Below are 24,760 nucleotides of genomic sequence, written 5' to 3'. Positions count from 1 at the left end.
ACATTGCCTTGCCTTCATTGCTTAAAAGAGATTATTTAAGAAGCTTTTTAGCCATAAGCTTCTTTAATTACATAGCGGTAAGTATGAAGTTGGTTATTAAGGGGGGAAGAGTACTAACCCCATTCGCAGATATAGGTTCAAAGGATATTGCTATCGAGTCCGGGAGGATCCAACAGATCGGTGAGAATCTTACCGGGGATAAAACGATAGACGCTACCGGGCTGATAGTAGCTCCAGGTTTTATAGACACGCACTTTCACGGCTATGGAGGCGTTGATTTCACGACAGCAAGCTCGAGTGATATACTAAAAGTCTCTGGTCTTCTTGTAAAGCACGGAGTTACTGGTTTCCTTGCATCAACTGTTGCCGCTCCCCACAACCAACTAATAAAAGCCTGTAACGAGATAGCTCAAGCGGCGCATGCATGGAATGAAGGACGAGGTGCACGTATTCTCGGAGTACATCTTGAAGGTCCATATCTAAACCCCAAGATGAGGGGGGCTATGAATCCAGGCCACTTCAAGAACCCCTCTCTTCAAGAGCTCTTAGAGTTTCAAGAAGAGGCAAGGGGTCTTTTAAAACAGGTTACCGTTGCCCCTGAGTTACCTGGTGCATATGAATTCATTAGGGAGGCTGTAAAACGGGGAATTGTTGTAAGCCTGGGACACAGTGATGCAACCTATGCTGAAGCGATGAATGCAGTACTAGCGGGGGCATCGAAAGCCAACCATATATTTAATCAGATGCGTGGCTTCCACCATCGAGAACCCGGCCTAGCCATGGCATTGCTTGATCAGGAGAATGTTTACATTGAAATGATATCGGATTTCATACACTTACACCCAACTACCATGAGGCTAGTCGTTAAAACGGCTGGGCCTAGAAGAGTTATTCTAATCACGGACGCAGTTGCAGCTACAGGCCTCCCAGATGGCGAGTATACACTCGGAGGGCTCAAGATAATCGTCAAGAATGGTGTTTCGCACCTAGCTGAAACAGGAGCTCTAGCTGGAAGCACGTTAACCCTTGACAAAGCAGTATCCAACATGGTTAAACTCGGGGTAAGCATCCAGGACGCTCTCAGAATGGCTTCAACGAATCCCGCTCAGAGTATTGGTCTGGGCGGAGAGTTCGGTGTTATAGCTCTAGGCTATAATGCCGACCTGGTCTTATTGAATGATAAGCTAAGTGTTGAAAAGACTATTATTGGCGGTGTAGAGGCATATCAAGGGGATTAGACTTGGGCGGAATATTTGCGGTTGTCTCTAGGAAAAACGAGAATGTTGTCCCTCAGGTGATTTCGGGACTAAGAAAGCTGCGTTTTAAAGGATTCGACAGTACAGGCTTTGCACTCATCGAGGATGGTATACTAAACGTCTATAAGGAGGTCGGCTGGGTAGATATCGTAGTTGAAAAACTCGGCCTCAGCGAACGAAAAGCCTCCATTGCCCTAGGACAGACCAGGTATGCAACCCATGGCAGACCAACTGCTGAGAATGCTCACCCATTTACTGACTGCAGGCAAAGAATAGCTGTAGCTGGCGACGGCTCTATCGGAAATTATGAGAAAATAAAGGACCAAGTCCTCATGTCTGGACACAAGCTTCAGTCCAGGAGCGACTTTGAGCCGCCAGCCCACCTCTTGGAAGAGTCCCTAGAACGAGAGGATAACCTATTGAATGCTCTCGAGACTCTCAAGGAGAAACTTGAAGGGTTTTACACGGTTTCCGTGTTGGATCGGGACACAGCCAGTATAGCTGCATACTCATCCATGACGAAGCTCTACGTCGGAGTATCCCCAAACGCTTTCTACTTGACAAATACGCTGACAGCACTCCACGGGTTTACCGATCACTACATTATCATTGACCCTTCTGAAACTGTCTTTGTCACAAGCGAAGGAGTAAATGTATACTCAAAAGGACATGAGACAACCCCGAGACAAGTGTTGACTCTCGAGGTAGACCCTGCACTCGTTGATAAGGGAGGCTTCCCACATCATATGCTTCGAGAAATATATGAGGCACCACTTTCACTACTGCGAACGCTATACACCCTCCAAGAGAAATACCTGCAGCTCGCCTCACGTCTAATCCTTGGCGCCGACAACATATACATTATTGCTAACGGCACAAGCCTCCACGCTGGAATGGTAGCCTCATACTATCTTTCCGAGCTAGTGGGCGTAAGCCCTGTAGTTACAAGTGCCGCGGAGTTCCCACTTTACTATGTAGAAAATATTGGTCCTGGAAGCCTGGTAGTCGCAATATCGCAATCTGGCGAAACAGGAGATGTTTTATCCTCACTATACGAAGCAAAAATCAGAGGAGCTACGATTCTTGGACTTACAAACTATATAGGCTCTAGACTAGCGAGGCTGTCAAATGTTTATCTTCCAATAGCGGCTGGTCCAGAGCTTTCAGTACCCGCAACAAAGACTTTCACCTCGACTCTTCTCCTGCTCTACCTGGTCTCACTAGCGGCGTCTAAGGAATCCGGACGCATAGATTCAATTACCTATAGAGAAAAAATGGAGTCAGTAAAATCTGTGGCCTCCCGGCTCTCAGAGACAATGACGAGAATGGATGAGGAGGTTAAAAAGGCAATTATCCATGCGAGGAATTGCCGCGGCGGATATATTGTCTCGAGAGGAATAACATACCCATTAGCACTGGAGGCGGCTTTAAAGCTCAAGGAAGCCTCCTACTTCCACGCGGAGGGTGTTGAAGCAGGCGAGTTTAAGCATGGTCCCTTTGTTCTCGTTGAGAAAGGCTTCATGACGGGATTCATAATTCCTGTCGAGAGACTGGCCGCTGAAGCCACCTACCCGTTAATTCTCTCAGCTATCGAGGCGGGGGCCTCCACAGTGGTTTTCAGTCTAGAGGGCGACGAGAAATTATCTCAAATTCAAACCGAAACAGTTTCCCTTATAAGAACTCCGAGAGCAGAGCGACACCTAGCACCAATCGCCTACTCGATACCTCTCCAGCTCTTTGCATATCGCCTCGGCGTGGATCTAGGTAGGCCAATCGATGCTCCACGTTATTTAACTAAGGCAGTCTTAAGGTGAACTATAAAGAGCGATATTCAATGCTTCGAGTAGGGTGTGGTAAAGCTGTTATTACTCCAGAGAATCCGGCGGGTCACCCCCTTGCCGGGTACATTAGGAGGAAGGAGCCCTCGCAGGGAGTACATGATGACATATTTGTCAAGGTGTTATTACTGGAATCTGGAGGGCTTCGAGTCCTGATAACTAGTTTTGACCTACTGGGAGTTGATGAGAATTTGTATGCTTCGGCAAAATCGAGGGTGGCGAGTAGCCGGGAAGTGTTTATAGCGGTTGGAACTCATACTCACTCAGCTCCAGCCTCATTGTTTAAATCACCTTTACTGACCTTTGGAGACGAGGTGTTTGACAAACTTTACTTCGACTATGTCTTAGATTCCCTCGAACATGCTGTCCTAGAGGCCGAGGAAAAACTTTCTCAAGCCAGTGTAAGCCTCTATACAGCAAAGGTGAAGGGTGTAGCTACCGACAGGGATGATCCTGCACGTGAGATAAACGATAAGTCTACGCTTCTAGTTTTTTCTTCAAGAAACGGAGATAAGTGTGGTCTACTCCACTTTGGTGTCCATCCCACTGTACTTGGACCCGAGAATCTCCTCATCTCGCGGGATTTAGTCGGGTATGCTACAGATTATATCGAGGAAAAACTCGGCGTTAAGACATGTCTCTTTGTAAATGGAGAGGCGGGTAACGTTTCAACAAGGTTCGTCCGCAAAGGACAGAATTTTTCGGAGGCTCAACGTTTGGGAGTCCTACTTGCAAGACAAACCATTGGCTCTGCACCCATATTTACCACTAAAGAAGCACGAGCTGAAGACATCTCAGTCGAACAGCACCAGGTGGATCTTAGGCTTAAACATCCATCTGAGAAGCTTAGCGAAGTTTCATTCTTTTCTGAAGTAGGTAGAGAGAAAACGGATCGTAGGTCTGAAGCCGCAATGGAAGGAAAAGAGCTCTTAGAAAAGCTTTCCGGTTTAAAGGCTTGGCCAAGGAATGTCCAGGCAATAATCGTAAGATTGACACTTAAGGGAATATTGCATAGCATCTGGCTGCCTTTCGAGGTTTCTTCAGGCTTGTTTGAAGCACGTGCTAGCACCTCTTTACCAACACTTATCGTCTCCTACGCAAACGGTTACTACGCGTATCTAGCTCCAGAAGCAACTAAAAGCTATGAGTATATTTTCGAGCTTGTCTCTAAACAGGATAAGGTCAGGATACGAGGTCAAATACAAGCTATGATCAATGATAGATCTTTGAAGGATAACTAATTAAGTTGAGACTGTTCGGCTTTACAAGTTATCTTGTAAGTAGAGACATTTAAAGAATGGCTTCTATGGGTTTCCCGCTAGCAGCAGATTCGTAAAAACTGCTTAGAAGTTCCTGGCTTCGTAGACCATCTTTGAGGTTTGGATAGGGGCTCTCGTTTAACCCAGCAATATTGTCCACAAAATTTTTCACAAGAACAAGGTAAGAGTACACCCATCCCTCAAAGCTTTTAGGTGCCGGCCAGTTGAGCCATGGATATATCTCCTCGAATCCCTTGACTATTTTCTCAATCCTCTGAGTCTCCCTCTTAAACAGGTATACTGTGTGTGGCTCTGTTAGCGTGAACCGTACACCTCCTCTTGATCCGTGGATCTCGACCCGCATCTGCTCCTCAAATCCAGGAGATAACTTGGAAGCCTCCACTATTCCAGGAGCTCCGTTTTCGTATTCGAATAATGCGAAGCCAACATCCTCAGTATCAACCTTTACGCTCTGCCTTGTTACAGGATCCTTTCGCTCCACAATAACAGTGTATGTTCGTCCCAAAATCCTCTTTATCCTGCGGGAAGTTATACTCTCAGCGAGATCTAAAGCATGGACGCCGAGATCCGCGAATACCCCTCCACCCGCAACCTGTTTACTCATACGCCACTCGAACCGTGTGTCCTCGTAGGCGTGCTTTGCATGGGCTATAACTGCCCTGAACTCTCTTATTTCTCCCAGTTCACCTCTTGAAATCATGTCGCGAGCAATCACGGAAGCCGGAATAAGCCTCGAGACTAGACATATAGCGCCTTTTCTCCCCAGCTTTTCGGCTCTCGAAACAACGTCTTTCGCCTCTGATAGCGAGACGGTGAAAGGTTTTTCTATAATAATATCGGCTCCAGACTCCATTGCCTTAATAGAGTATAAGGCGTGTGTGTTATTAGGCGTACTTATAGCAATCAAGTCTAAATCTCCCTTAAAGAAATCGGTCTCGCTGGTTGTCCACTCCTTAAAGCCGTACTCTCGCGCAAAGGCCTCGACTTTCCTGGCTGTTCTACTCATAGCACGGACTAGCTCTATTTTAGGGAACTTCTCCTCTCTTACACTAAATCTAACCGCATTAAACGCCCATGCTAACGCGTTTGCAGACCAGCCAGATCCTATAATCCCGACCCTTATTTTCAAACAAATCCCCTAAAACTTAAGGCTTCTAATTTTCTGCTCCATGTCTATGGGCTTGGGCGGAAAATCCGGGAGTTGCTGGTAGTATAATTTTATGCCCATATCAAGTATTCTCAGCAGAGCCTTATGGTCCTCGGGACCTATGTCGAATGTCTTTTCAATTTTTACTCTCCCGGCCCTATAACCCATCTGGCCTAGAAGAACGTATTCGACTTTTATACCCGACTTTTCTAGAAAGCTGGCAACATCCACGGGGTTCTCGAAGAGCATAAGAACTTTCTCGTTATTGTTGAGCTTTTTTGCTTTTTCGGATGCCTCTTCTACCTTAAGAACCTGAACCGATACCCCTGGGGGAGCAAGCATTAACTGCAGCTGTTTAAGTGCCGGGTTCGACGCTATCTTATCGTTGACGACCCATATTGAAGTCGCGCCGAACCGTTTTGTCCAGGCAGCCGTAACTTGTCCATGTATGAAGCGGTCATCAATCCTGATGAATATGTTTTGCTGATAGCCCACCTTGACCCCCTACCATTAACTTTTTACTCTTCTTAACAACTGCTGGATAAAAGATTTTTCTTGGGTTTCCTGGGTGTCAATAAGTTCACGTAAATCTGTGCCTACAAAGGCTCTAACACCATCACGGCCTGCTCTCCTCGCGTTTTGAATAAGTTCTTCAGTAGTTTTAGCATCGCTTGATAGAATCTCTATCATCATTGCCATGTTAAAGCCTGTTAATACAGCCTTTACCTTACCCTCTTGGAGAAGCATTAGTGCGGCTCGACTCGGGGTTCCCCCGAAGAGGTCTGCGAGCACGACTGTGTCCTTGTCGACAGTCTTTGAGAGTTTCTCGTAATAATTTTCTAGGCTTTCTCCCTCGAGGAGCTCTACACAATTGGCTTTCTCCATTATGGAGACGCCTAGTATCATTGCCACGGCTTTGATCATTTCACAGCCAAGGCTCCCGTGGGAGGCTAGTACGAGTTTCAAGCTTTTCACCTTAGGTGAGACATAGCTATACGCTTATAAGTGTGTCTTACTCCTCGCACAGCTATCGAGAGCTCCAGTATGTTTTCCGGTCTAGCGATGCCCATCGAGTAGCCTGAGTCACCGATATGGTGAATGTCACACCCGCAAGCCTTCGATTGCAAGGCTATGCTTCTTATGACTTCCGGCTGGGCCCCCTCCTGGGACGTCCCGATTGTACACATTACTAAGACATCGTATTTCTCCGCCAGTGAAACAACCGTTCTAACATTCTCGGGCGTTGATGATGGAACTGTATAAGGCGCAGGTATTAATATGCCGTCAGCCCCCCTAGCCAGCACTTCTTCGATAAGATTCAAGTCAAACATTTTTTCAACCCTTAATCCACCACTATGCATCTTACCCCCCATAACAATGGATTTTTCTGCAGCTACCGATTTAGCTGTCTCAACTCCTAGAGCTATTCGCCTCCACGTCACCCCTAGACCCGGATTACCTGTAACCAACAAGAGGCGAGAACCATGTTCAATACTTTTGAGCACAGATTCTCTGGTAAGTCTCCTACCCTCTGGGAGCATCCCTGCATCTACAGGCTCAAGATTATTTCCTGTAAATCGCTGGGTGAAGACAGAAATTCCTCCAATTGAACTATGCTGAGGTGGCACTCCTTCAACCTTGGGATCAAAAACGTCATACATGTTTAGAATCAGAAGGTCAGCCCCGAACCTCGCTGCGAGCTCAACATTGGAAACACCGTCTACCAGCGGCCGTGCAATTACAACGACTTCAGCAGCCACTACTCTGCCCTCCGAGGCCTTAACCGCCTCAAGGAAGTCCTTAGCAGTTATAGAGGCAAGTTCTTGCCCTGTTAAATCTAACACTCGTTTAACCATGTTCTCATTGACTTATAACAAGTCATAAGTATATCATGTTTTCTTCTTAAGAAAACTTTATAAAAAAGTATACCAAAACACTAATGTATGACAGCACTAGGACCAGTTGAAGTCGGACTTCTAGGACTGCTTGCCTTCATCTTCGGACTCGACTACATATGGGTCACCCCCCTTGGAATATGGCGCCCCGTAGTCGCAGGCACCCTTACAGGAATTATCCTAGGCGACCCGATTACAGGTCTAATCGTAGGCTCACTACTAGAATTCGTATTTGCAGGACTCTTCACTATAGGCGGCGGAACAGTCCCTGAGGCTGCTACAGGAACAATTGCTTCAGTCGTAGTTGCAATCACAGCGGGGATAAAGCCTGAGGCAGCCGTTCCACTAGCAATACCAGTGGCAGTCCTGACGATGAACCTGGAGATCGTCGTAAGATCCTTCGACGCGGTATTCACCCACTGGGCTGACGCCGAGATCGAGAAAGGAAACTTCGATAAAATACCCCTCATAAATATCCTAGGCGCCGTCCCGTGGGCTCTCAGCAGAGCTATTCCTATATGGGCCTTCGTGGGTGCGCTAGCGATAAACCCGCAGGCCGTGAAATCTTTCATCGAGGCACTACAAGTAGTACAGCTAGGCCCGCTAACGATTCGATTCTGGGACGCGATGGGAGTCGCCGGAGCAGTTCTACCAGCTCTAGGTGCCGCTATAATGATGAAAATGATGCTTTCAAGGGAGACGGTAGCCTTCTACATTCTCGGATTTGCACTAGCCGCCTACCTCAAACTCAGCCTACTCGCAATAGCATTAGTTGCCGGCTCAATCATTTTTGCTCTCTACCTGTTCACCCACCGCGAAGCACTCCAACAGTTAACCCTTTCATCCGGGTCTCAGGGGGTTAAAGGCTCAGCGACTTCGAAGGACTTCTTCAGATGGTTTGGATTATCATGGTTCATACAGTCTTCATGGAACTATGAGAGAATGATGGGCACGGGCTTCGCACATGGTATGCTAGAGGTTGAAAAGAAGCTCAGAAAAGACCCCGAGGAGTTGAAAGCCTGGATGAGATTACATAACGAGTTCTACAACACGGAGCCCCACGTGCACAACGCGATATACGGGATGGTAATATCACTTGAGGAGCAGGGCGCCGACCCAGATACAATTCGTGGAGTTAAGACCGCCCTCATGGGACCATTTGCAGGGCTAGGCGACTCCATGCTCTGGTTCACCCTACTTCCCATAGCCTTCCTCCTTGGAGCATCTCTAGGAGTCAACGGTAACATTCTGGGCCCGCTAGTAGCACTCCTCATATGGATTCCCGTCTCCTGGGCTATCAAATACTACTCCCTAGTGTACGGCTACAAGTACGGTCTCTCGCTCTCAGAAGTCCTCAAGGGAGACGTTTTGAAGGTCTTCCGCGAAGCCGTAATGGCGTTCGCTATGGCAGTGATAGGTGGGATTACAGCAACCTACGTGAGAGCCACAACGCCAATAGTTCTAGCCCAGTTCCACGGGCAGGCCATAAAGCTGCAACCAGTCCTAGACCAGCTTATGCCCTCACTACTCCCGTTACTCTTCACACTCTTCACGTACTGGCTAATCAAGAACAAGGGCTACAGTTACGGCAAAGCGGTGATAGTGCTCTTCCTCGTAGCCTTCATACTAGCCATCCTTGGAATCCTCGGATAAAACAATTCTTTTAAAAATACTCTTCTTTTTTACCTGATGTTTTTTCCAGAAAGAATCCTATGCCCTCAACTACGCCCTCACCATAGAGACTTTTTGTCACATAGTCGGCCTCAACCTTTATACGTTCTTCAGCATTAGCAACAGCTATCCTAAACCCGGCAGCCTTGAATAGGGGCATATCTGACATGCTGTCCCCAATAGCTATAATCTCAGCTTTTTCCAAGCTTATAAACCTTGAAAGCCTTGTAAGCCCCACTCCTTTGTCGAGTCCCTGTGGGGCGAATACATGAGTTCTAGAGCCGACCTTCTTAACTTCTACCGGGTGTGTAGGACTTATAATGTTTAAAACCTCGAGGGCCTGTGGCAGATGATTCTCGTCAAAATAATATAATAGCTCTCCTTTATTGACCGGTGGGACTCTGAGAGCAATTTTTTCAATTACCATATTCCACCACTTTGGCTTGAAGACTACGATATCTGAGGGTGGGAAATGAAGAACTCCTCCAAGTTCAAGAATCAAAGCATCGAAAATCCCTGCATTTACAAATTGCTCGATATCCCTAAAAGGCCTTGCCGTCGCAAGTACAAGTTTAAATCCATAAGTATTCTTCAATGAAAGAATGGCGTTAAGTACTTTCTCTTCGACTGGTGTATTTTCACGAGATAGTGTTCCATCATAGTCTACAACAAAAACAGGTGCTTTACTGCCCATCACTTGAGGAAGTTTGTTGTATGATATATATAGTGTGGGCTTTCATACGTTTAGAAGAGTTACGATCTCAAGCCCGCTCGGAGCTACTTCTCTCCAAGCGTTGCCCATAGCTATAAGGGCAAACCCTCCAATAGGATTCCCGCGCGCCTCCTCGACCATATTTAGCAGTGCCTTTAGTGTCCTACCTGTGCTAAAAAGATCGTCGGCTATGAGAACTCTGTCACCCCGCCGAATAGAATCAGCGGGAAGGTAGAGGTGGACATAACTAGGAGGATCCCTCAGAAACAATCCAGTTGTTATATATTTAATGCTAGGGCTCTCTCTTTCACGTCTAGCTACAGCAAGTCTGGCCCCCAGGAAGGATGCAATGGTAGAAGCCAGTGGTATGCCGTTCGTTGCAGCAGTAACGACTAAATCCACTCTACCCCTAAATAACAGGAATGCAACCGCGGAGGCCAGCTCCAATATTCGAGTATCGAAGGCTATGTCTGGGACATTGACGACCCCATGAGAGTCTACATGAACCCTTACACGGAGCACTCTCTCAGCTAGCCCGGTTTTATAGATCGCCTCCAATATCTGCAACGCTTTATCTGGCGCAGGTAAAACAAGACCGCCAAGATACCTGCTTAGGTCCACCGGCGACACATCTATTCCTGCCCTATTCAGTTCTTCGAGAATTTCCTTTGGGGGGATATGTGCTCTAACGGCCTTCAAGGCTTTGTGACATATGACCTGTGTGGTAGCTTCCTCGATTCTTTTCGAGTACATTGTTATCACGAATAAGATAATAGTATAAAAATTTTATGTTTTAAAATAAAGAAAATTTTATAAATAGATGAAAAAACTCTAGCTTGTGACGCAGGGAAAAGCCTTTAAAAGAGGGGTTACATGGGCCCACATCGTTACCTTCATCCTTGCCACAGCAATGGCGTATGTGCTTGCCGTGCTCTCATCGCTGATTTTCCCAGTTCTAGGAGCCCCAGGTGTCTCCGCTCTCTACGTTGCAAGCTCGGTTTACGTCCCCTTAGGGATTTGGATGGGTGGTTGGGGAGCACTTGCGGGGTACCTAAGCTGTCTTTTCCTCGGACTATACCCGAGCGGCTATACGCTGTACCAGTCGGTCATCTGGGCTTTCGCAGACTTTATAGAGGCCTTTATCCCAGCCCTCTTATTTAGAATCCTACGCATTGATCCAGACTTCACGGTTAAACGTGGAGCTGCGGCTAGATTGTTCCCAGTATTCGTCTCAACAGGCTTCATTATACTTATCCTTGGAATAATAATACAGGTTTTACTGGGATCCCTAGGAGAACCGTTTACCTCTATCTATGTGGCGAGCGTGTATACTGGACTGGGGCTTGCAGTCATAGGAATAATGCTTGGCCTCCTGGTAGGCGATGCGAAGACATGGGGCGTGTACATTGCCAGCATAATACTCACCTCGGTAGCGTCTGGTATATGGGGAGCGGCCACCCTGACTCTATATAATGTTCCACCGCCCCTACCAGCCGAACTCTTCTGGCCTATATTCACAGGCTGGGTTATAGGAGACTTTATCGTGCTCTCGGTTCTATCCACGGGAATCCTGACAGCATTAACACCCATATTCAAAAGGACTGGACTATATGTCGAAGGATGGTGGGCCTAGCCCATGCCCACAATACTTGAGGAACTTGCAGGTGTGTATGTAAGACATACAAGTTACAGTGAACTCGACGCTGTTACTAGAATAATTGTTCCTTTTTTTCTGTCGCTTGACGTGTTCTTCGTCAAGGACATTACCACAGCTACCCTGTTGGCTGTCACAGCTCTCGTGTTTCTATTATGGGCGGGCGTCCCATTGAGGTTCCTGAAAAACTACTTATTCCTAATTCTGAGTTTATCTTTCTTTATCGTCTTATCCTTCGTTTTCTTTAAAGAGGTTCCAGGTAACACCCTCTACTCCACGACAATCTTGCGCGTTAACGCTGAACGAGGAGTATGGGAGTGGAAGATACTGATTACAGACACAGCTCTCCTGCAGACGGCTTTCTTCATTCTTAGAATACTCGCGATGATTTTCACCGCAACGCTTTTTATAGCAACTGTATCCGACCGGGACATAGTGTGGGGGTTAAGAAGGCTAAAATTACCTGCATGGGTGAGCATCTCAGCCTCTCTATTCTTTAGGGGTATTAGTTTCTTCGTCTCAGATTTCCTTATAGTTCGGGAGGCTATGATTGCACGCGGAGTTGATTTTGAAAAATCAAGTCTCGCAAGAAAATTCAGAATTTACCTCAACGCTTTGATACCATTACTCTCCCTTATGGTAACCAGAAGTCTAGAGATATCCCTTGCACTAGAGTCTAGAGGGATACAACCCTCTACTACTTTCTCGGCAAGCCTACACAGAGGCAAGCTTACAATAAAGGATTACCTCGTATTAGCTTTCACGGTATTCCTGACAATTTTCCTTGCGTGGTGGTTCACATGGCGATTCTAGAAGCTAAAGAAGTTTACTGGCGATACGCTGGGTCCAAAAAACCCATTTTAGAGAATATTAATCTGAGGGTAGATGAGGGAGAATTCGTCGCTATCACAGGGCCTAGTGGTGCGGGAAAAACCACCCTCGTTCTCACACTTATAGGGGTCATTCCACAGAGGCTTCCAGGAGAATTTCAAGGTAAAGTATTACTCCTGGGTTACGATACGTCAAGAACCCAGATTTCCGAGATAACTAGGAACGTCGGCGTCGTATTTGAGGATCCAGAGATCCAGTTCGTGATGAGTAACGTTGAGGACGAAATACTACTGGGCTTGGAGCCCTTGCAGTTAGATGAGCATGAGATACAGGAGAGAATCGAATGGTCGCTAAACCTTGTAGGCCTTGACAAGTCGTTTCTCCCAAGGTCACCTCTACAGCTATCTGGGGGTGAGAAGCAACGCGTGGCCATCGCAGCGGCGGTTGCCAGGAGACCAAAACTCCTAATACTCGACGAGCCCACATCCGACTTGGATCCCCAGGGTAAGGAAGAAGTTGTCTCGGCCCTGAGAAGCCTGATAAATGAATACAGGACAACAGTCGTAATGGTTGAACACGAGCCAGAACTCATAGTAGAGTTTGCGGACAGGCTCCTGGTTATGGATGAAGGACGAATAGTTCTAGAAGGAGAGCCCAGTGAAGTATACGAGTTAGGCGAGACGGCTTTAAAACACGCGGCTTACCCGCCCGACTATATACAACTTGCGAGACAGCTCAACATCAAAGCTAGAGACACCGGCGACCTCTTGAGACAGGCGTACTCCAACGCTGTGAAGTTTAACGGCGTGTGCAACCCTAGAGTCATAGAAGGGCGTAAAGGGGATGTGATAGTATCGATTCGAGATGTTTGGTTCGAATACAAGCCTGAAAAACCAGTCATAAGGGGTGTGGATCTTGAGTTACGACTAGGAGAGTTAGTTTTCCTCATGGGTCCCAACGGGAGCGGTAAGACAACTCTCTCGAAGCTTGTTGCTGGGCTTCTCAAACCCTCTAAGGGCGAGGTTCTAATCGACAAGAGGGGGGTAGGTGAGTATACGCGGGAAGAGCTATCCAGCATTATAGCCTACATATATCAAAATCCACAGCATCAGATCTTTAATCAGACTGTCTGGGATGAGGTAGCCTTCGGATGGAGGCTTAGGGGAGTCCCCGAAAGGTTATACGCTGAGAAGATTGAGGAAGCCCTCAAGCTTTTCAACCTTAAAGGGCTGGAGGAAGAACATCCGTTCTTTCTGAGCAAAGGGGAAAAACGAAGACTCGCCATAGCAAGTGTATATGCCCTTAACCCGAAGGTTCTAGTAGTCGATGAGCCCACGACCGGGCAGGATAGAAGACTCGGCGAGCAGCTCATGTCTATTTTTAGGTCGCTAGTCGATAAAGGCAAGACTGTGCTAGTTGTCACTCATAGCGTAGGGCTGGCTTACAAGTACGCGGACCGTCTATTAGTAATGGTAGACGGCAGGATAATAGCTGACGGTTCTCCTAGACTTATCCTGGAGGAGGATGATATAGTCTACAAGGCACACCTGCGCCAGCCAGTAGAAGTACAGGTTTGCAAGATCCTAGCTAAAGCTCGGGAGCACAGTAATCCTTTCTCATAGCTTTTCTGAGACCCTTCTTCCTCTCCTGGTAGACTCGACCCATCCAGTTTTCAAACCAGTCTACAGCCTTTATCGCTGAATACAGATTTTCAAGGGCGCTCATACTGTTTTCTAGATGCTTCTCTATCCTGCCGCGCTCATAAGATGTTCCGTTGAATAAGAGGCACTGTCTCTCGCTCCAATCGCCAGGCTGGTCCAATCCTGGAAAATAGTGTTCAAGCATGGATTTCAGGGCAAGCGGAATCGTAGAGCCAGCTATCAGTTTATCAACCTGGATTTTGTCGCGCGTCACGTCGGGACCATAAAGGGGCATATCGAACATGTTAGACGCGAGGGCTGAAAAGTTTTCAATAGAGATTAAAAATGGGGTAATTCCGCGCTTTTCCAGGAACTCTGAAACTTTTGTTGCGCCGTTCTCGGAGATGAATCCATATACTATGGCCTGTTTGAACTCTACTCCCTTAAACTGGGCGAGATCGAGTAATACCCTGAGAGCCTCAAGTAGTGTTCTCCCCGTAGCCACAGTATCAGCGACGACCAGGACTTTCTCTTTTCCTGAAAGCTCACCGAACAGTACTCTACCAATGCGTGGGCTTGAATCCAGATGCTTCTCCCCTGTTCCCTCATAGACCACCCGCACAAACTCTTCCCTGATCTCAAAGCCAGCCTCACGCAAAGCCACATCAAGACGATACCCTTGAGACCCTCTGAGAACGTGTAGGAATACGATATCCTCCACACCCTCGAGTCTTTGCTTAAGAAAAGAGGCTGTTACGCGTGCCGGCTCTATGATGGCGCTATCGAGTTCCCTGCCCACTATCTCGGGCTTACTAGCAACCGAGGACCCCTCAGGTGTATGGACAACAAAAGCCTCAGCATTCAAAGGTAGATCGATGGAAGCGAGAACACCTTCTTTGCCGCTCTCAAAAACGATCTTTCTCTCGCACAGTTTAATGCCGAACTTGTCGGATATCTTCTCCAAGCTGGCTACCTCCATTTACCTCTTACAATTCGCATTAGGCAAAAAACCCGAGATAAAAGCTTAACCATTCAAGGGTAATTTACGGGAAGATTATTCGAGCACTATCTTAGCTACAAGAGATGGGTCTTCTTCTATAAGTTGGAAGGAGAGAATCCCCTTATATGCTCCGAGCTCAATAATATTCCTACCCTTCGTAAGTTTAATTCTTTCCTCCTCAGCCTTACTGGGTGACAAACTAAAGTCATACTCTCGTAGAATCAACTCGTTTTCACGGCTAGTCGATACTATAATTCTTGGATTCCTGTACCCATATAACGGTATACCTCCCCACGCCATATCGAGAATCCTTGAACCGTCAACTCTGAAGACCACTGGAGGTGCACTGTTCAAAGCCCCGGCTAGATCTAAACCTACAACTTCTTTCCATCCTGCATCAACGGGCCCGGCGTCAAGCGCACCATAATTCGCTGTAGTAGAGGTTCCGAGAAACACCTTGCCCCCGGCGCTCTCAATGGATGTGATTCTTGCTCCAAACGCGCCCACTATACGAGCTATAGGCGGAGTAATGTAAAGTAGAACACTTGGCCCGACTATCGTATTCATAGCCTTAGCCGCCTCCATTTCATCATTGTTTCTAGGATATTGAACTCCATGAGTGAACGCATTAAAGGCCACGAGGATACCGCCAGCAAAAGGCACAGCTGAGGTTCGAAGAGGTCCATAACCCGAGAGGCCGAAATCGAAGAGTCTGAGGAACGACAGCCCCTCATAGTTCAAGGGATTACCCACTAGGACGCCTCCTCTAACAAAGTGCATGTATCTCCCATAAGCTGAAATTGCGGGTCCACTCATAGTGAAAAATGCTGGGCTACCGTCAACACTCATCTTAGAATAATCTATGTCGAATAACTCCCACTTTCCTGATATAAGGTCATGACACTGTACAGCCTCAACGCCTCGCCTCCAATCTTTTATCACATCGAAGCATGCATAATCTCCGAGTAAAGCCCCCTTAAGAGAGGGGTTCTCGCTTATTTTTTCGGCTGCTCCACCTCTACGCGGCAGAGCGTATACGCCCAGGTTCTTGTGTCCATCCGACCTAGAAAGTAAAAGCCTGTCATTCACTGGGTCGTAAATGATGTTGGAAATCTCTCCTGCCCACTCTGATTCGTGTCTAATGCTCTCCTTCCACAATAGTTTAACCCTTTCCTCACTTATCACATACTCGTGGACGTGGCTGTACTTATTGTAAAAATGAATTAATCCTCCTCTACCAACCCGACCCGCATATATGGCTGGAGCATGAACCCATCCACCGAAAAATATAGAGTCGTCCACGACATCCACAGCGTTGTAGGTGTCACCTCCACTCGTGGGCAGGTAGCCCACTTGCTCAAAACGGTAAATTTTATGCTCATCATCTTGGACGAAGTGTGCCTCAGCCTCAAAAGCAAGGGTGAAGTATAATGTGTCTTTATAGTATTTTAGGCCGAAGACTCCCCCGCTTCCCCACTCGGGCCCATAGCGAGGAGGGAAAGTATGGATCTCTTTCACAAGTGCTAAGAATTCTGCGTTTATTTTAAACTATTCTTATTCCTTTTCATTCGAAGATCCGCCTCCCACTCTTTATTTAGATGGTGAGAAGATTCTCACATAGTATTCCTTTCGGGTTAACAGTATAATAAAAAAATATATTAAGTGCAAACTAAGATTTATTTTGTATGCAAAATAAATATAAATGGTTCGTCGTTGCATTTTTCGCCATCTTTTTGACCCTCCACCAAGCGGATCGCTTCATAATTTCGGCTGTCGCTCCGAATATTGAGGAAGAATTCAAAATATCTCACGGTCAGCTGGGAATTGTATTCTCTTTGACCGTTCTAGTAGCCGCGGTGTTATATCCTCTATGGGGGTATCTCTATGATAGGTATTCAAGGAAGATCCTTGCTGGCTTAGCTGCAGCGATTTGGGGATTCACAACAATATTTAATGCTCTTAGCAGGACATTTAACGAGTTTTTCGCGACGCGAATGGCGACGGGCATAGATGATGCGGCTCCACCCGGGATATACAGCTTAGTCTCAGATTACTTCGAGCCCCACCAGAGAGGTAAAGCCATGGGTATTCTTAACGCTTCGGGCCCGCTCGGCTCTATATTGGGGACAATCCTAGCTCTCACGATAGTATCCGCCGGATATTCCTGGCGAAACGCTTTCTACATAACAGGGCCAATAGGCATCCTTATCGGTGTTCTGACAATTCTTGTCATAAAAGATGTACCTAGAGGGAGCTCTGAACCAGAGCTTGAAGGACTCCTGAAAGAGGATATCTACAAGGCAAGGGCCTCAGATTTGCCGAAGCTCCTTAAAAACAGGTCGTTGCTCTTGCTCTATCTGCAGGGCTTCTGGGGTGTATTCCCATGGAACGCTATAACCTTCTGGATAATAACCTATATGGAGCTCGAGAGAGGACTCACACCAGAACTAGTAATGTTGGTAATGGTTCTCTGGCTCATAGCGATGACTTTCGGCAACATTACAGCAGGATACCTTGGCGATAGACTCTTCAAAAGGACGAAAAGAGGGAGAGCGCTGCTAGGCGCCGTTGTGGTTCTATTCTCAGCCATCCTCATCTATCTAACTATAAACTCACCTACAACCGATGAGTTCCTCTTTTTTGGCCTCCTGACAGCCTTCGTAATCCCCATGGCCGGGCCTAACGTTGTAGCGGCTGTTACAGATATTACGGAGCCCGAGCTGAGATCCAGTGCTACGGCTTACCTAAGGTTTTTCGAAAATATTGGGAGCGCGGTGTCTCCAGCTCTTACAGGGATACTCGCGGAAGGATTATCTCTAGGAAAATCCATAACCCTTGTCAGTGTGTCCACCTGGCTGCTCTGTTTCGTCTTCTTCCTAGCGCTTACGATAATAATACCTAAGGATATAGACAGGCTTAGAGTCCTAATGCAAGAGAGAAAGATGGAATTAAAAGGTGGTTAAATTGTTCCCGAAAAACTTCCTTTGGGGTGTCTCACTCGCAGGCTTCCAATTCGAGATGGGAGACCCTGAAGGGAGAGCAATCGACCCTAACACAGACTGGTTTGTCTGGGTTCACGACGAATCCAATATTAAGCGAGGAATCGTGAGCGGAGACCTGCCCGAAAAGGGGATAGACTATTGGCATCGTTTCCGTGAAGACCACGATATCGCTAAGTCTCTAGGCATGAATGCTTACCGCTTAAATCTAGAGTGGAGCAGGATATTCCCAAGACCCACCTTTAACATCAACATCCACGTCGAGAAAGACGAGTCTCTACTAGTAAACGCAAGTCTAGACGAAGAAGACCTGGCGAAGCTTGACGAGCTGGCCGATAAGTCAGCTGTACAGCATTACCGTGAGGTGATAATGGACCTACGCGAGAAAGGATTCATCGTCATCTTAAACCTTGTACACTTCACGCTACCCATATGGCTCCATGACCCTATCCAGGCTAGAGCCACGAACCTAAAAAGAGGACCACTGGGCTATGCAGACCCACGCTTTCCGATCGAGTTTGTAAAATTCGCAGCTTACGCAGCTTGGAGGTTCGGAGACCTGGTGGACATATGGTCAACATTCAACGAGCCCAGCGTAGTGGCTGAGGCTGGCTTTCTCTTCAAGAACGGAAAGTTCCCTCCTGGATTATTCAACTTCGACGGTTACCGGAAAACCCTAGTAAATATAGCTCAAGCCCACGTCTTGGCTTATAAGATCATAAAGAGCATAGACAAGACAAAAGCGTATCCAGAAACATCTAGCCCAGCTGAGGTCGGAATAATTCACAACATGATACCCTTCCACCCTCTAGACCCAAGGCGTCATCTCGACGTAATAGCTGCACGTTTCTCAGACCATCTACACAACAGGTGGATCCTCAACGCTGTAACGCGCGGATGGGTTGACAAGGACACGAACATGAAGGAAGAACCTAGCGAGATGTACGCGGCATATAAGGATAAGGTAGACTGGATAGGCGTCAACTACTACTCGAGGCAAGTTGTTCACGGCAAAAGAAACCCCCTCTCCTTCATCCTAGGTATTCCAGTCTTCCCAGAGATGGTAAAAGGCTATGGAAACGAGTGTGTCCCAGACTCCTATAGCATGGCCGGTCGACCTACAAGCAACTTCGGCTGGGAGATCTACCCTGAGGGCTTAGCAGAGGTTCTAGACATCGCAGCCGGTTATGGAAAACCTATAATTGTGACTGAGAACGGTATCGCAGATCGCGAAGACAGGCTTAGACCACACTTTATAGCCTTACACCTCAAAACCCTAGAAGAATACATTCAGGAGAAAAACACTGTGAAGGGGTATCTGCACTGGGCGCTTGTAGATAACTACGAGTGGGCCGACGGCTTTAGGATGAAGTTCGGCCTTTACGCTGTAGACCTCGAGTCTAAGAAGAGGATCAGGAGGCCTAGCGCGGATGTTCTAGCGGAGATTATAAGGGAAGGATATGTACCAGATAAGTATGTAAAAGAGGCATTAAAAGTCATAAAGCCGTCTAGGCAGTGAAGCAAAAATAAAGCTATATAAAACATAGGATCTCATTTTTAACTCCCCCAGCGTATGAATGAGATGCTTGCCCACCCCTTCAAACCTAATAGTTTTCACTCACCGGGAGAGTCTGATGTAGTTTCTCCCAAACCTCTTCTCCACAACCACGATGCCGCTAGACTCTAGTTTCCTTATATGACGCCAGACAGTCGTAGTGGGTAGCCCAAGCTTGTTGACAAGTTCAGATTGAAAAAGTCCTCCACCAGCACTCCTTAATAGCTCAATTATCTGCGCGTCAACCTCTGAAAAGCCCTTAGCGCTCTCTCTCCTTCTCAGAAGTAAGAAAAGTACCAATACGGCGACCGTAGCTAGGGTGATAGCGCCTAGGATTATAGGGCTTGTAAGACTTGTAGAGGGCAGAGAGGGGCTCGAAGGCGATTGTGGTGTAGTTCCTGGACTCGTTGTGCTACTGGTGTTACTCCCAGGTGGTATTGCGGGATTGGAAGGAGGCGTTATAGGCTTTTGTACAACGACGTTAACAGGGGGTTGAACATAGCCTATAAGGACTGGGCCTTGTTTGAAGGACAAGACTATGCTTCCATCCTGAGTGGAGATTCCTTCTGGAATGGTGTAAATCGCTGAGAGTGTTGCATTTGGGGGAAGCTTCAATATGACTGGGAGTGGAGATGTAAAGTTTACGATCCATCTGCCTGCTACTTTGGAGGTTATAGATGAGGTATAATAGTCTACTTTTAACTGAGACGACCCTAACGTAATTATAGTCATGTAGCCAGTAGTGTCATTTATCGAGTATGGTAGTGGCTCACCCTTCTCGTTCTGGACAATTACCAGGAAGTTAGGGTCTGGAAGACCAATCAGTTTCAGATCAACTATGAGTGACCCATTTACTGGAAGAATATAGACGACATGGGCGCCTCCCGTAGGAAAAATCTCGACGTTTACTACGCCTGTTTGCTGAGCGAAAACCAGGTTAGGGATAACTAGGAGCCCCAGGGTGATTAAGACCACGTATCTGATGCTCACAATGCACACAATTAAAGCTTCAGATATAAAAGCGTAGTCCGATAAGCCTTCTCATTTCTCGGGGACTCTTCCAAATGGTTTTAAACCCTTCGTCTCGAAATCGACTAGGGCTCTTTGAAACGCTTTTCTCAGCTCTCCCGCCCTCTCCTCGGGCAAGCCGTCATACGTGAAGATCCACCCTCCCCACTCTATACCCGCGGGATACTTTAACTTATCCTGGGATCGGTGAACAGGGTAGAATTCGACGTGGAAGTGGAATTCGCCGGAGTCGCGGCAGGGGGACTGGTGGAAAACCATAATGTAGGGGAGGCTGAAGCCAAAGAGCCGATTATATGCCCCGACAACCATTCTAATAGCGTCAGCTAGGCTTTGGAGCTCCTCAGGGTCTAGTTGAGGAAGTGATCCGACATGCCTTTGAGGGTATATATGTACCTCGTAAGGCCACATAGCGAAAAACGGGAGAAAAGCCGTGAAGTGACTATTTGAATACAATATTCTCTCTCCATCTGATTCTTCAGCCTTCAGGATATCGCATAGAAGACAGGAACCTGTCTTTTCCCTATGCTCCTTAATCATTGATAACTCCCTCTTTACCCGTGGCGGTATAAAGGGCAAAACGTATACCTGTGAATGGGGGTGAGTGAGAGACACGCCTATGACTTCCCCTTTGTTCCTGAATGGCAAAACATACTCTATTTTTGGATCACCACAATGCTTCTCTGTAAGATCTGCGATTACTCTCAGGTATTTTATGAGGTTCACGAAGGGTATCGTGTCTAGGTCACCTTCGTGATCTGGTGTCTCTACAACTACTTTCGAATAACCATATGCCCTTTCAACCTTATACAATCCCCTGCTTCCTCGAGAGGCTACCGCATCAACCCTGAGAGCTGGAAATCTATTGTCTAGCACGAGGACATCCCAGCCGACCCCCGTTTCCTCGGACCCAGGGCAAAAAGGGCACTTCTCGACTTGCCTCCAGGGCCTGACAGCCCTTTTACTAGAGACTATGATCCAGCTACCAATAAGTGGATTCCATCGAAGCTCGTTGTAAGTTTCCCGCCGCACGTGAGATTTATTTTCAGAACGACGTTTTATTTCTTGTGAAGATACCGTATGAGCTTTCTTCCAGTCTGGACCGGACGCCTCTACTCGTAGCCTCTGCACCTGGACGCATTGACTTCCTTAATACCCATCAGGACTACAAGGGCCTGCCTGTAGTTCCAGTCGCGGTAAACTTGAGAACCTACGTGGCAGTTTTATCAGAAAGCTACAACTTCCAGGTAATAAGCTTGAACCTGAAAAAGGAAGGAGCTGAGTTTCAAGATGTTTTCTCGGCAACCAACCCTGAGCTACATGTGCGAGGCTGGTGGGGAAACTATCTCAGGGCTGTTGTTATAGCCCTAGAAAAATACAGGGGATTGAAGCTTACAAGGGGCTTCAAAGCGGTCATATACAGCGAGGTGCCAATAGGCTCTGGGCTCTCGAGCAGTGCTGCCCTAGAAGTAGCCTTCCTCAAGGCCTTAGACGCCCACTACAACCTTGGCCTATCACCGGAAGAAGTAGCCGAGCTTGCCTTTCTGGCCGAAAACAGAGTCGCCGGTATCCCCTGCGGTAGGCTGGACCAGTATGCGTCCTCCCTGGGAGGAGCGATACTATTATACCCCAAACCTCCAGTACGTGTAGAGAAACTCGAGATAGGAAAGCTGAACTTAATCATAGCAGATTCCGGGATCAGACACAGCGTTGCTGATATTCATCCAAAGAGGCAGGCTGAGCTCAACGAGGCTTTACGTACTCTGTACTCTATGGACGATATTCCACCTGACGTTAAAGCGAAGATCAAGCCGAGCCTCGATGAAACGTTGTGGGATCAATTGAGTTTTGATGAATTAGAAGGCTATCTCAGCAGGCTACCTGAAAAGCTTGCTAAGAGAGTTACCTTTACTCTCCTAATGCACCAATCGACAATGCGAGTAGTGGAAAGCTTGAAGACGGGACGTGTCGACCTAAACCTTATAGCATACGAGGTAAATTACCAGCACGAGCTATTAAGAGACCTATACGATGTAAGCCTCCCTGAGCTCGAAAAAATAAGAAGCGCCATGCTCGCAGCCGGGGCGCTAGGCGTGAAGATAAGCGGTGCGGGATTGGGGGGAAGCCTCCTTGGATTAACACAGCCAGATTCAAACGTGCAGCACAAGATATTAGAGGAGGCAATGAGGGCCGGGGCTCAGATGGGGTGGAGTGTAAGAGTCGATAGAGGCGCCTCAATTGACTTCCAGCTCAGCTAAAACATCCATACGAACCTGCGAGGTCTGGATACCCGCATCGTGTAAGGGAGGCGCAGACTGCGTAATTGTTTTTACCTTTTAGTTGCTTTTCCCTGATAGCCGCCTCAAATAGGAGATCCACTAAGGTGCACTCAGCCCTAACAAGCTCCTTGACGATGCTCTCAATCTCTTTGACCGCCTCATCCCTCCTACCCATTCCTAGCAAGGCGTCAACGATAAGTATTCTAATTGAGTAAGTCTCACGCCTCGAATTCCCCTCTTGGGACAACCTCAGTGCTTCCTGTAGGTGAGTAAAGGCTCTCTCGTACTCGCTTATGTTTAAGAGCGACGCACCTCTTATCCACTCGGATCTTAGCCTTAATGATTCATCTCTAGGTGAGAAGCCGCTGAGTGTTCGCAGGGCAAGCTCTGGCAACAATCTCTTAGCCTGAATCTCAGCCAGCTCCACTGTCAGAGCTTCCAGCTCTTCCGCAAGCACCTCTCCCCCCATTGATTTAAGGATATTAGTGGATAGGCTTAGGAGCTCCTCCGCCAATGCCAAGCTTCCCATTTTCTCTGCGACTCCAACAAGCACCCTTAAACGGTAAACAGTAGAGCTCCTAAGGAGCCGCGCAACCGTACCTGGAGACAGCGTAACAACAGCTTCTAGAAGCGGGTAAGACTGCTCCTCGTACAACTCACTTAAGGCTTTAGCGGCTACATAGCTCCCGATCCTGGGAGAGCTGGAGAGAAGAGACCATGCGCTGTGGAACGGCGACTCCGATGAAAAGACCACCTCGTAGGGATTATACGGGAAGGCAATCTTCCTACTAAAGGCTTCTCGAGATACAAGACTCCTCCATGAATAAAGCCCCAAGGGATCATATTTTAGAAACACACGGTTAAAGAAGTCCTCCTCATCTTCACCTACTTCCAAGAGCCCGGTTGGGAAGCAGCGTGCGGAAATCAAAGACAAGTTAGTGAGCTTTTCGACGAGTGCTGGAGGAAGATCAGCCCTCAACTTCGCCTTTAACTTTTCCATAGAATCGGGCACCTCGCATCGCCTCTGGCTCATCTCGCAAAGCGCGAGATGAAGCAAAGCCGCCTCAACGAATCCAGGATTCCCGCCTGAATGCTCAACAAGTGCCCCTAGCATAGACTCGGAGATCTTAACACCATCCCAAGCTCCGATCCTTAGGGCTATTTCTTTGAGCTCTTCCAGTGTTAAGCGGCCTGAAACGTCAATTTCCTTAATGTCCCCCTTGTTTCCCGCAGGTGACAAGTAATATCCCCTAGGCGAGAAGACAACCTTATCGCCGCTCAGCAACTGTGCATAGTTCGGGTCACCTGCATAGACAAGGTAACCCTCAGTTATCAGGTGCTTTAGCGTAAGGTATGTTAACGCTAGTTTACCCGACCCAGGGGTTCCCTTCAATCTTACCGCTATACCCTCATATATGCTACTTTGAACCTCCTTCAAGACTCCCTCAACACCCTTACCTTCCACTTGATCCAGGAAATACGGCCAAAGGTAACCCAGAGCCCACGGCAGGTCCTCGTCACTCAAGGCGATGAGAGGGGTTGCTGAGCCGCCTTCAACCCATAGAACATTTTTCTCGAGCCTCAGCTTTACCTCCAAGAGAATTCTCTCCCATAAACGACGCCTATCCTCTGGCATGATACCCTTCTCCACTAGAATATTGAGGATCATTTCAAGGTTAGATACTAAAATCGGGCTGGCTAGAGTCATATCAAGGCTTCCCAGGAAAACTTCAAGTAGCTCTGAAACAACTTTGAAAACCTCATGAGATTCTTCTACTTCACCCAACTTTAAGCCTTGATTCAAGACGCTGTAAATCTCCTCAGCCCTTTTCGAACCATAGAGACTTGTAAAGATTCCCGCGATACTATCCCAATGTAACCTTGCGCAATCTAAGATTCCCTCTAGAGAAAAACTTTTATTGCCTATCTGCTTTGCACAGCACTCTAAATATTCTCCTAGACCCATAGAGGTCACAA

At 47.4% G+C, this 24,760-nt stretch carries 21 protein-coding genes; 10 read left to right on the top strand and 11 right to left on the bottom strand.

Going from position 1 to position 24,760, the window contains the following annotated elements; all coding sequences use genetic code 11:
* Positions 1–83 precede the first annotated feature (83 nt).
* Genes nagA through MA03_RS04270 form a run of 3 tightly spaced genes read left to right on the top strand, consistent with a single transcriptional unit; the run spans position 84 to position 4,335 of the window.
* Positions 84–1,238 carry an N-acetylglucosamine-6-phosphate deacetylase gene (gene nagA / locus MA03_RS04280; RefSeq protein ID WP_052884894.1) on the top strand — a complete coding sequence of 385 codons (1,155 nt, stop codon included), beginning with the start codon at positions 84–86 and terminating at the stop codon, positions 1,236–1,238.
* Between the two features lie 2 nt (positions 1,239–1,240).
* Positions 1,241–3,070: a glutamine--fructose-6-phosphate transaminase (isomerizing) gene (gene glmS / locus MA03_RS04275; RefSeq protein ID WP_052884092.1), complete on the top strand. Its 1,830-nt coding sequence runs from the start codon at positions 1,241–1,243 to the stop codon at positions 3,068–3,070.
* 20 nt (positions 3,071–3,090) lie between these two features.
* Entirely contained in the window at positions 3,091–4,335 is a 1,245-nt protein-coding gene (locus MA03_RS04270; protein WP_191118406.1) for a neutral/alkaline non-lysosomal ceramidase N-terminal domain-containing protein, read from the top strand.
* A 49-nt stretch (positions 4,336–4,384) separates the two neighbouring features.
* Here the strand turns inward: MA03_RS04270 and MA03_RS04265 are convergent, their stop codons facing one another.
* From MA03_RS04265 to MA03_RS04250, 4 genes are read right to left on the bottom strand one after another with little or no spacing between them, the layout of a single operon-like run.
* Positions 4,385–5,503: a Gfo/Idh/MocA family protein gene (locus tag MA03_RS04265; protein WP_052884090.1), complete on the bottom strand. Its 1,119-nt coding sequence runs from the start codon at positions 5,501–5,503 to the stop codon at positions 4,385–4,387.
* Between the two features lie 9 nt (positions 5,504–5,512).
* Complete coding sequence (locus tag MA03_RS04260; protein WP_052884089.1) at positions 5,513–6,016, bottom strand: PTS system mannose/fructose/N-acetylgalactosamine-transporter subunit IIB; 504 nt, start codon at positions 6,014–6,016, stop codon at positions 5,513–5,515.
* Positions 6,017–6,031: 15 nt separating this feature from the next.
* Entirely contained in the window at positions 6,032–6,487 is a 456-nt protein-coding gene (locus MA03_RS04255) for a PTS sugar transporter subunit IIA (RefSeq protein ID WP_191118405.1), read from the bottom strand.
* Positions 6,488–6,492: 5 nt separating this feature from the next.
* Entirely contained in the window at positions 6,493–7,377 is an 885-nt protein-coding gene (locus tag MA03_RS04250) for a DUF7916 family protein (protein ID WP_191118404.1), read from the bottom strand.
* An 87-nt stretch (positions 7,378–7,464) separates the two neighbouring features.
* Between MA03_RS04250 and MA03_RS04245 the strand changes: the two genes are divergently transcribed.
* A complete protein-coding gene (locus MA03_RS04245) occupies positions 7,465–9,069 on the top strand; it encodes a PTS system mannose/fructose/sorbose family transporter subunit IID (RefSeq protein ID WP_052884086.1) in 1,605 nt (534 codons plus the stop codon).
* A 10-nt stretch (positions 9,070–9,079) separates the two neighbouring features.
* Here the strand turns inward: MA03_RS04245 and MA03_RS04240 are convergent, their stop codons facing one another.
* Together MA03_RS04240 and MA03_RS04235 are read right to left on the bottom strand one after the other, a co-directional pair.
* The gene (locus tag MA03_RS04240; protein ID WP_052884085.1) at positions 9,080–9,781 is read right to left on the bottom strand and encodes an HAD family hydrolase; all 702 of its coding nucleotides are present in this window, start codon (positions 9,779–9,781) and stop codon (positions 9,080–9,082) included.
* A gap of 42 nt (positions 9,782–9,823) precedes the next feature.
* Positions 9,824–10,552, bottom strand: coding sequence for a phosphoribosyltransferase family protein (locus MA03_RS04235; RefSeq protein ID WP_052884084.1), 729 nt, complete (start codon positions 10,550–10,552; stop codon positions 9,824–9,826).
* A gap of 85 nt (positions 10,553–10,637) precedes the next feature.
* Here MA03_RS04235 and MA03_RS04230 point away from each other — a divergent pair, with 85 nt between their 5' ends.
* The 3 genes from MA03_RS04230 to MA03_RS04220 are packed head-to-tail and all read left to right on the top strand — an operon-like array spanning position 10,638 to position 13,906.
* Entirely contained in the window at positions 10,638–11,432 is a 795-nt protein-coding gene (locus MA03_RS04230) for a hypothetical protein (protein WP_052884083.1), read from the top strand.
* A gap of 3 nt (positions 11,433–11,435) precedes the next feature.
* A complete protein-coding gene (locus MA03_RS04225; protein ID WP_052884082.1) occupies positions 11,436–12,266 on the top strand; it encodes an energy-coupling factor transporter transmembrane component T family protein in 831 nt (276 codons plus the stop codon).
* A complete protein-coding gene (locus MA03_RS04220) occupies positions 12,254–13,906 on the top strand; it encodes an ABC transporter ATP-binding protein (RefSeq protein WP_191118402.1) in 1,653 nt (550 codons plus the stop codon). The genes MA03_RS04225 and MA03_RS04220 overlap by 13 nt, the downstream gene beginning before the upstream one ends.
* Here the strand turns inward: MA03_RS04220 and MA03_RS04215 are convergent.
* Both MA03_RS04215 and MA03_RS04210 read right to left on the bottom strand, forming a co-directional pair.
* Positions 13,872–14,903, bottom strand: coding sequence for a type I phosphoribosyltransferase (locus MA03_RS04215; RefSeq protein WP_052884080.1), 1,032 nt, complete (start codon positions 14,901–14,903; stop codon positions 13,872–13,874). The genes MA03_RS04220 and MA03_RS04215 overlap by 35 nt on opposite strands.
* 75 nt (positions 14,904–14,978) lie before the next feature.
* A complete protein-coding gene (locus tag MA03_RS04210; RefSeq protein ID WP_052884079.1) occupies positions 14,979–16,442 on the bottom strand; it encodes a DUF2139 domain-containing protein in 1,464 nt (487 codons plus the stop codon).
* Positions 16,443–16,609: 167 nt separating this feature from the next.
* On the opposite strand from MA03_RS04210, the gene MA03_RS04205 reads away from it, so the two are divergent.
* Positions 16,610–17,887: a spinster family MFS transporter gene (locus tag MA03_RS04205; RefSeq protein WP_052884078.1), complete on the top strand. Its 1,278-nt coding sequence runs from the start codon at positions 16,610–16,612 to the stop codon at positions 17,885–17,887.
* Position 17,888: 1 nt separating this feature from the next.
* On the top strand, positions 17,889–19,442 hold the full coding sequence (bgaS, locus tag MA03_RS04200) for a beta-galactosidase BgaS (RefSeq protein ID WP_191118401.1): 1,554 nt from the start codon (positions 17,889–17,891) through the stop codon (positions 19,440–19,442).
* 99 nt (positions 19,443–19,541) lie between these two features.
* On the opposite strand, the gene MA03_RS04195 is transcribed toward bgaS, so the two are convergent.
* Complete coding sequence (locus tag MA03_RS04195) at positions 19,542–20,468, bottom strand: helix-turn-helix transcriptional regulator (protein WP_191118400.1); 927 nt, start codon at positions 20,466–20,468, stop codon at positions 19,542–19,544.
* Positions 20,469–20,519: 51 nt separating this feature from the next.
* Positions 20,520–21,536, bottom strand: coding sequence for a galactose-1-phosphate uridylyltransferase (gene galT / locus MA03_RS04190; RefSeq protein WP_052884075.1), 1,017 nt, complete (start codon positions 21,534–21,536; stop codon positions 20,520–20,522).
* A gap of 35 nt (positions 21,537–21,571) precedes the next feature.
* On the opposite strand from galT, the gene MA03_RS04185 reads away from it, so the two are divergent.
* Positions 21,572–22,762 (top strand): galactokinase, encoded by a 1,191-nt coding sequence (locus MA03_RS04185; RefSeq protein WP_052884074.1) that lies wholly within the window; start codon positions 21,572–21,574, stop codon positions 22,760–22,762.
* On the opposite strand, the gene MA03_RS04180 is transcribed toward MA03_RS04185, so the two are convergent.
* The gene (locus tag MA03_RS04180; RefSeq protein ID WP_219731620.1) at positions 22,755–24,749 is read right to left on the bottom strand and encodes a hypothetical protein; all 1,995 of its coding nucleotides are present in this window, start codon (positions 24,747–24,749) and stop codon (positions 22,755–22,757) included. The two genes, MA03_RS04185 and MA03_RS04180, sit on opposite strands and share 8 nt — an antisense overlap.
* Positions 24,750–24,760 lie beyond the last annotated feature (11 nt).

Source organism: Thermofilum uzonense, assembly GCF_000993805.1.
Classification (GTDB): domain Archaea; phylum Thermoproteota; class Thermoprotei; order Thermofilales; family Thermofilaceae; genus Thermofilum; species Thermofilum uzonense.
The sequence above is the reverse complement of the archived record's forward strand: the minus strand, read 5'-3'. Positions and strand labels throughout refer to the sequence as shown.

Excerpts from the sequence above, each read along its gene's own strand:
- MA03_RS04180 (WP_219731620.1), bottom strand. The coding sequence starts at position 24,749 with ATGGGTCTAGGAGAATATTTAGAGTGCTGTGCAAAGCAGATAGGCAAT.
- MA03_RS04205 (WP_052884078.1), top strand. The coding sequence starts at position 16,610 with ATGCAAAATAAATATAAATGGTTCGTCGTTGCATTTTTCGCCATCTTT.
- MA03_RS04215 (WP_052884080.1), bottom strand. The coding sequence starts at position 14,903 with ATGGAGGTAGCCAGCTTGGAGAAGATATCCGACAAGTTCGGCATTAAA.
- nagA (WP_052884894.1), top strand. The coding sequence starts at position 84 with ATGAAGTTGGTTATTAAGGGGGGAAGAGTACTAACCCCATTCGCAGAT.
- MA03_RS04225 (WP_052884082.1), top strand. The coding sequence starts at position 11,436 with ATGCCCACAATACTTGAGGAACTTGCAGGTGTGTATGTAAGACATACA.
- MA03_RS04270 (WP_191118406.1), top strand. The coding sequence starts at position 3,091 with ATGCTTCGAGTAGGGTGTGGTAAAGCTGTTATTACTCCAGAGAATCCG.
- MA03_RS04240 (WP_052884085.1), bottom strand. The coding sequence starts at position 9,781 with ATGGGCAGTAAAGCACCTGTTTTTGTTGTAGACTATGATGGAACACTA.
- MA03_RS04250 (WP_191118404.1), bottom strand. The coding sequence starts at position 7,377 with ATGGTTAAACGAGTGTTAGATTTAACAGGGCAAGAACTTGCCTCTATA.
- MA03_RS04220 (WP_191118402.1), top strand. The coding sequence starts at position 12,254 with ATGGCGATTCTAGAAGCTAAAGAAGTTTACTGGCGATACGCTGGGTCC.
- MA03_RS04235 (WP_052884084.1), bottom strand. The coding sequence starts at position 10,552 with ATGTACTCGAAAAGAATCGAGGAAGCTACCACACAGGTCATATGTCAC.
- MA03_RS04245 (WP_052884086.1), top strand. The coding sequence starts at position 7,465 with ATGACAGCACTAGGACCAGTTGAAGTCGGACTTCTAGGACTGCTTGCC.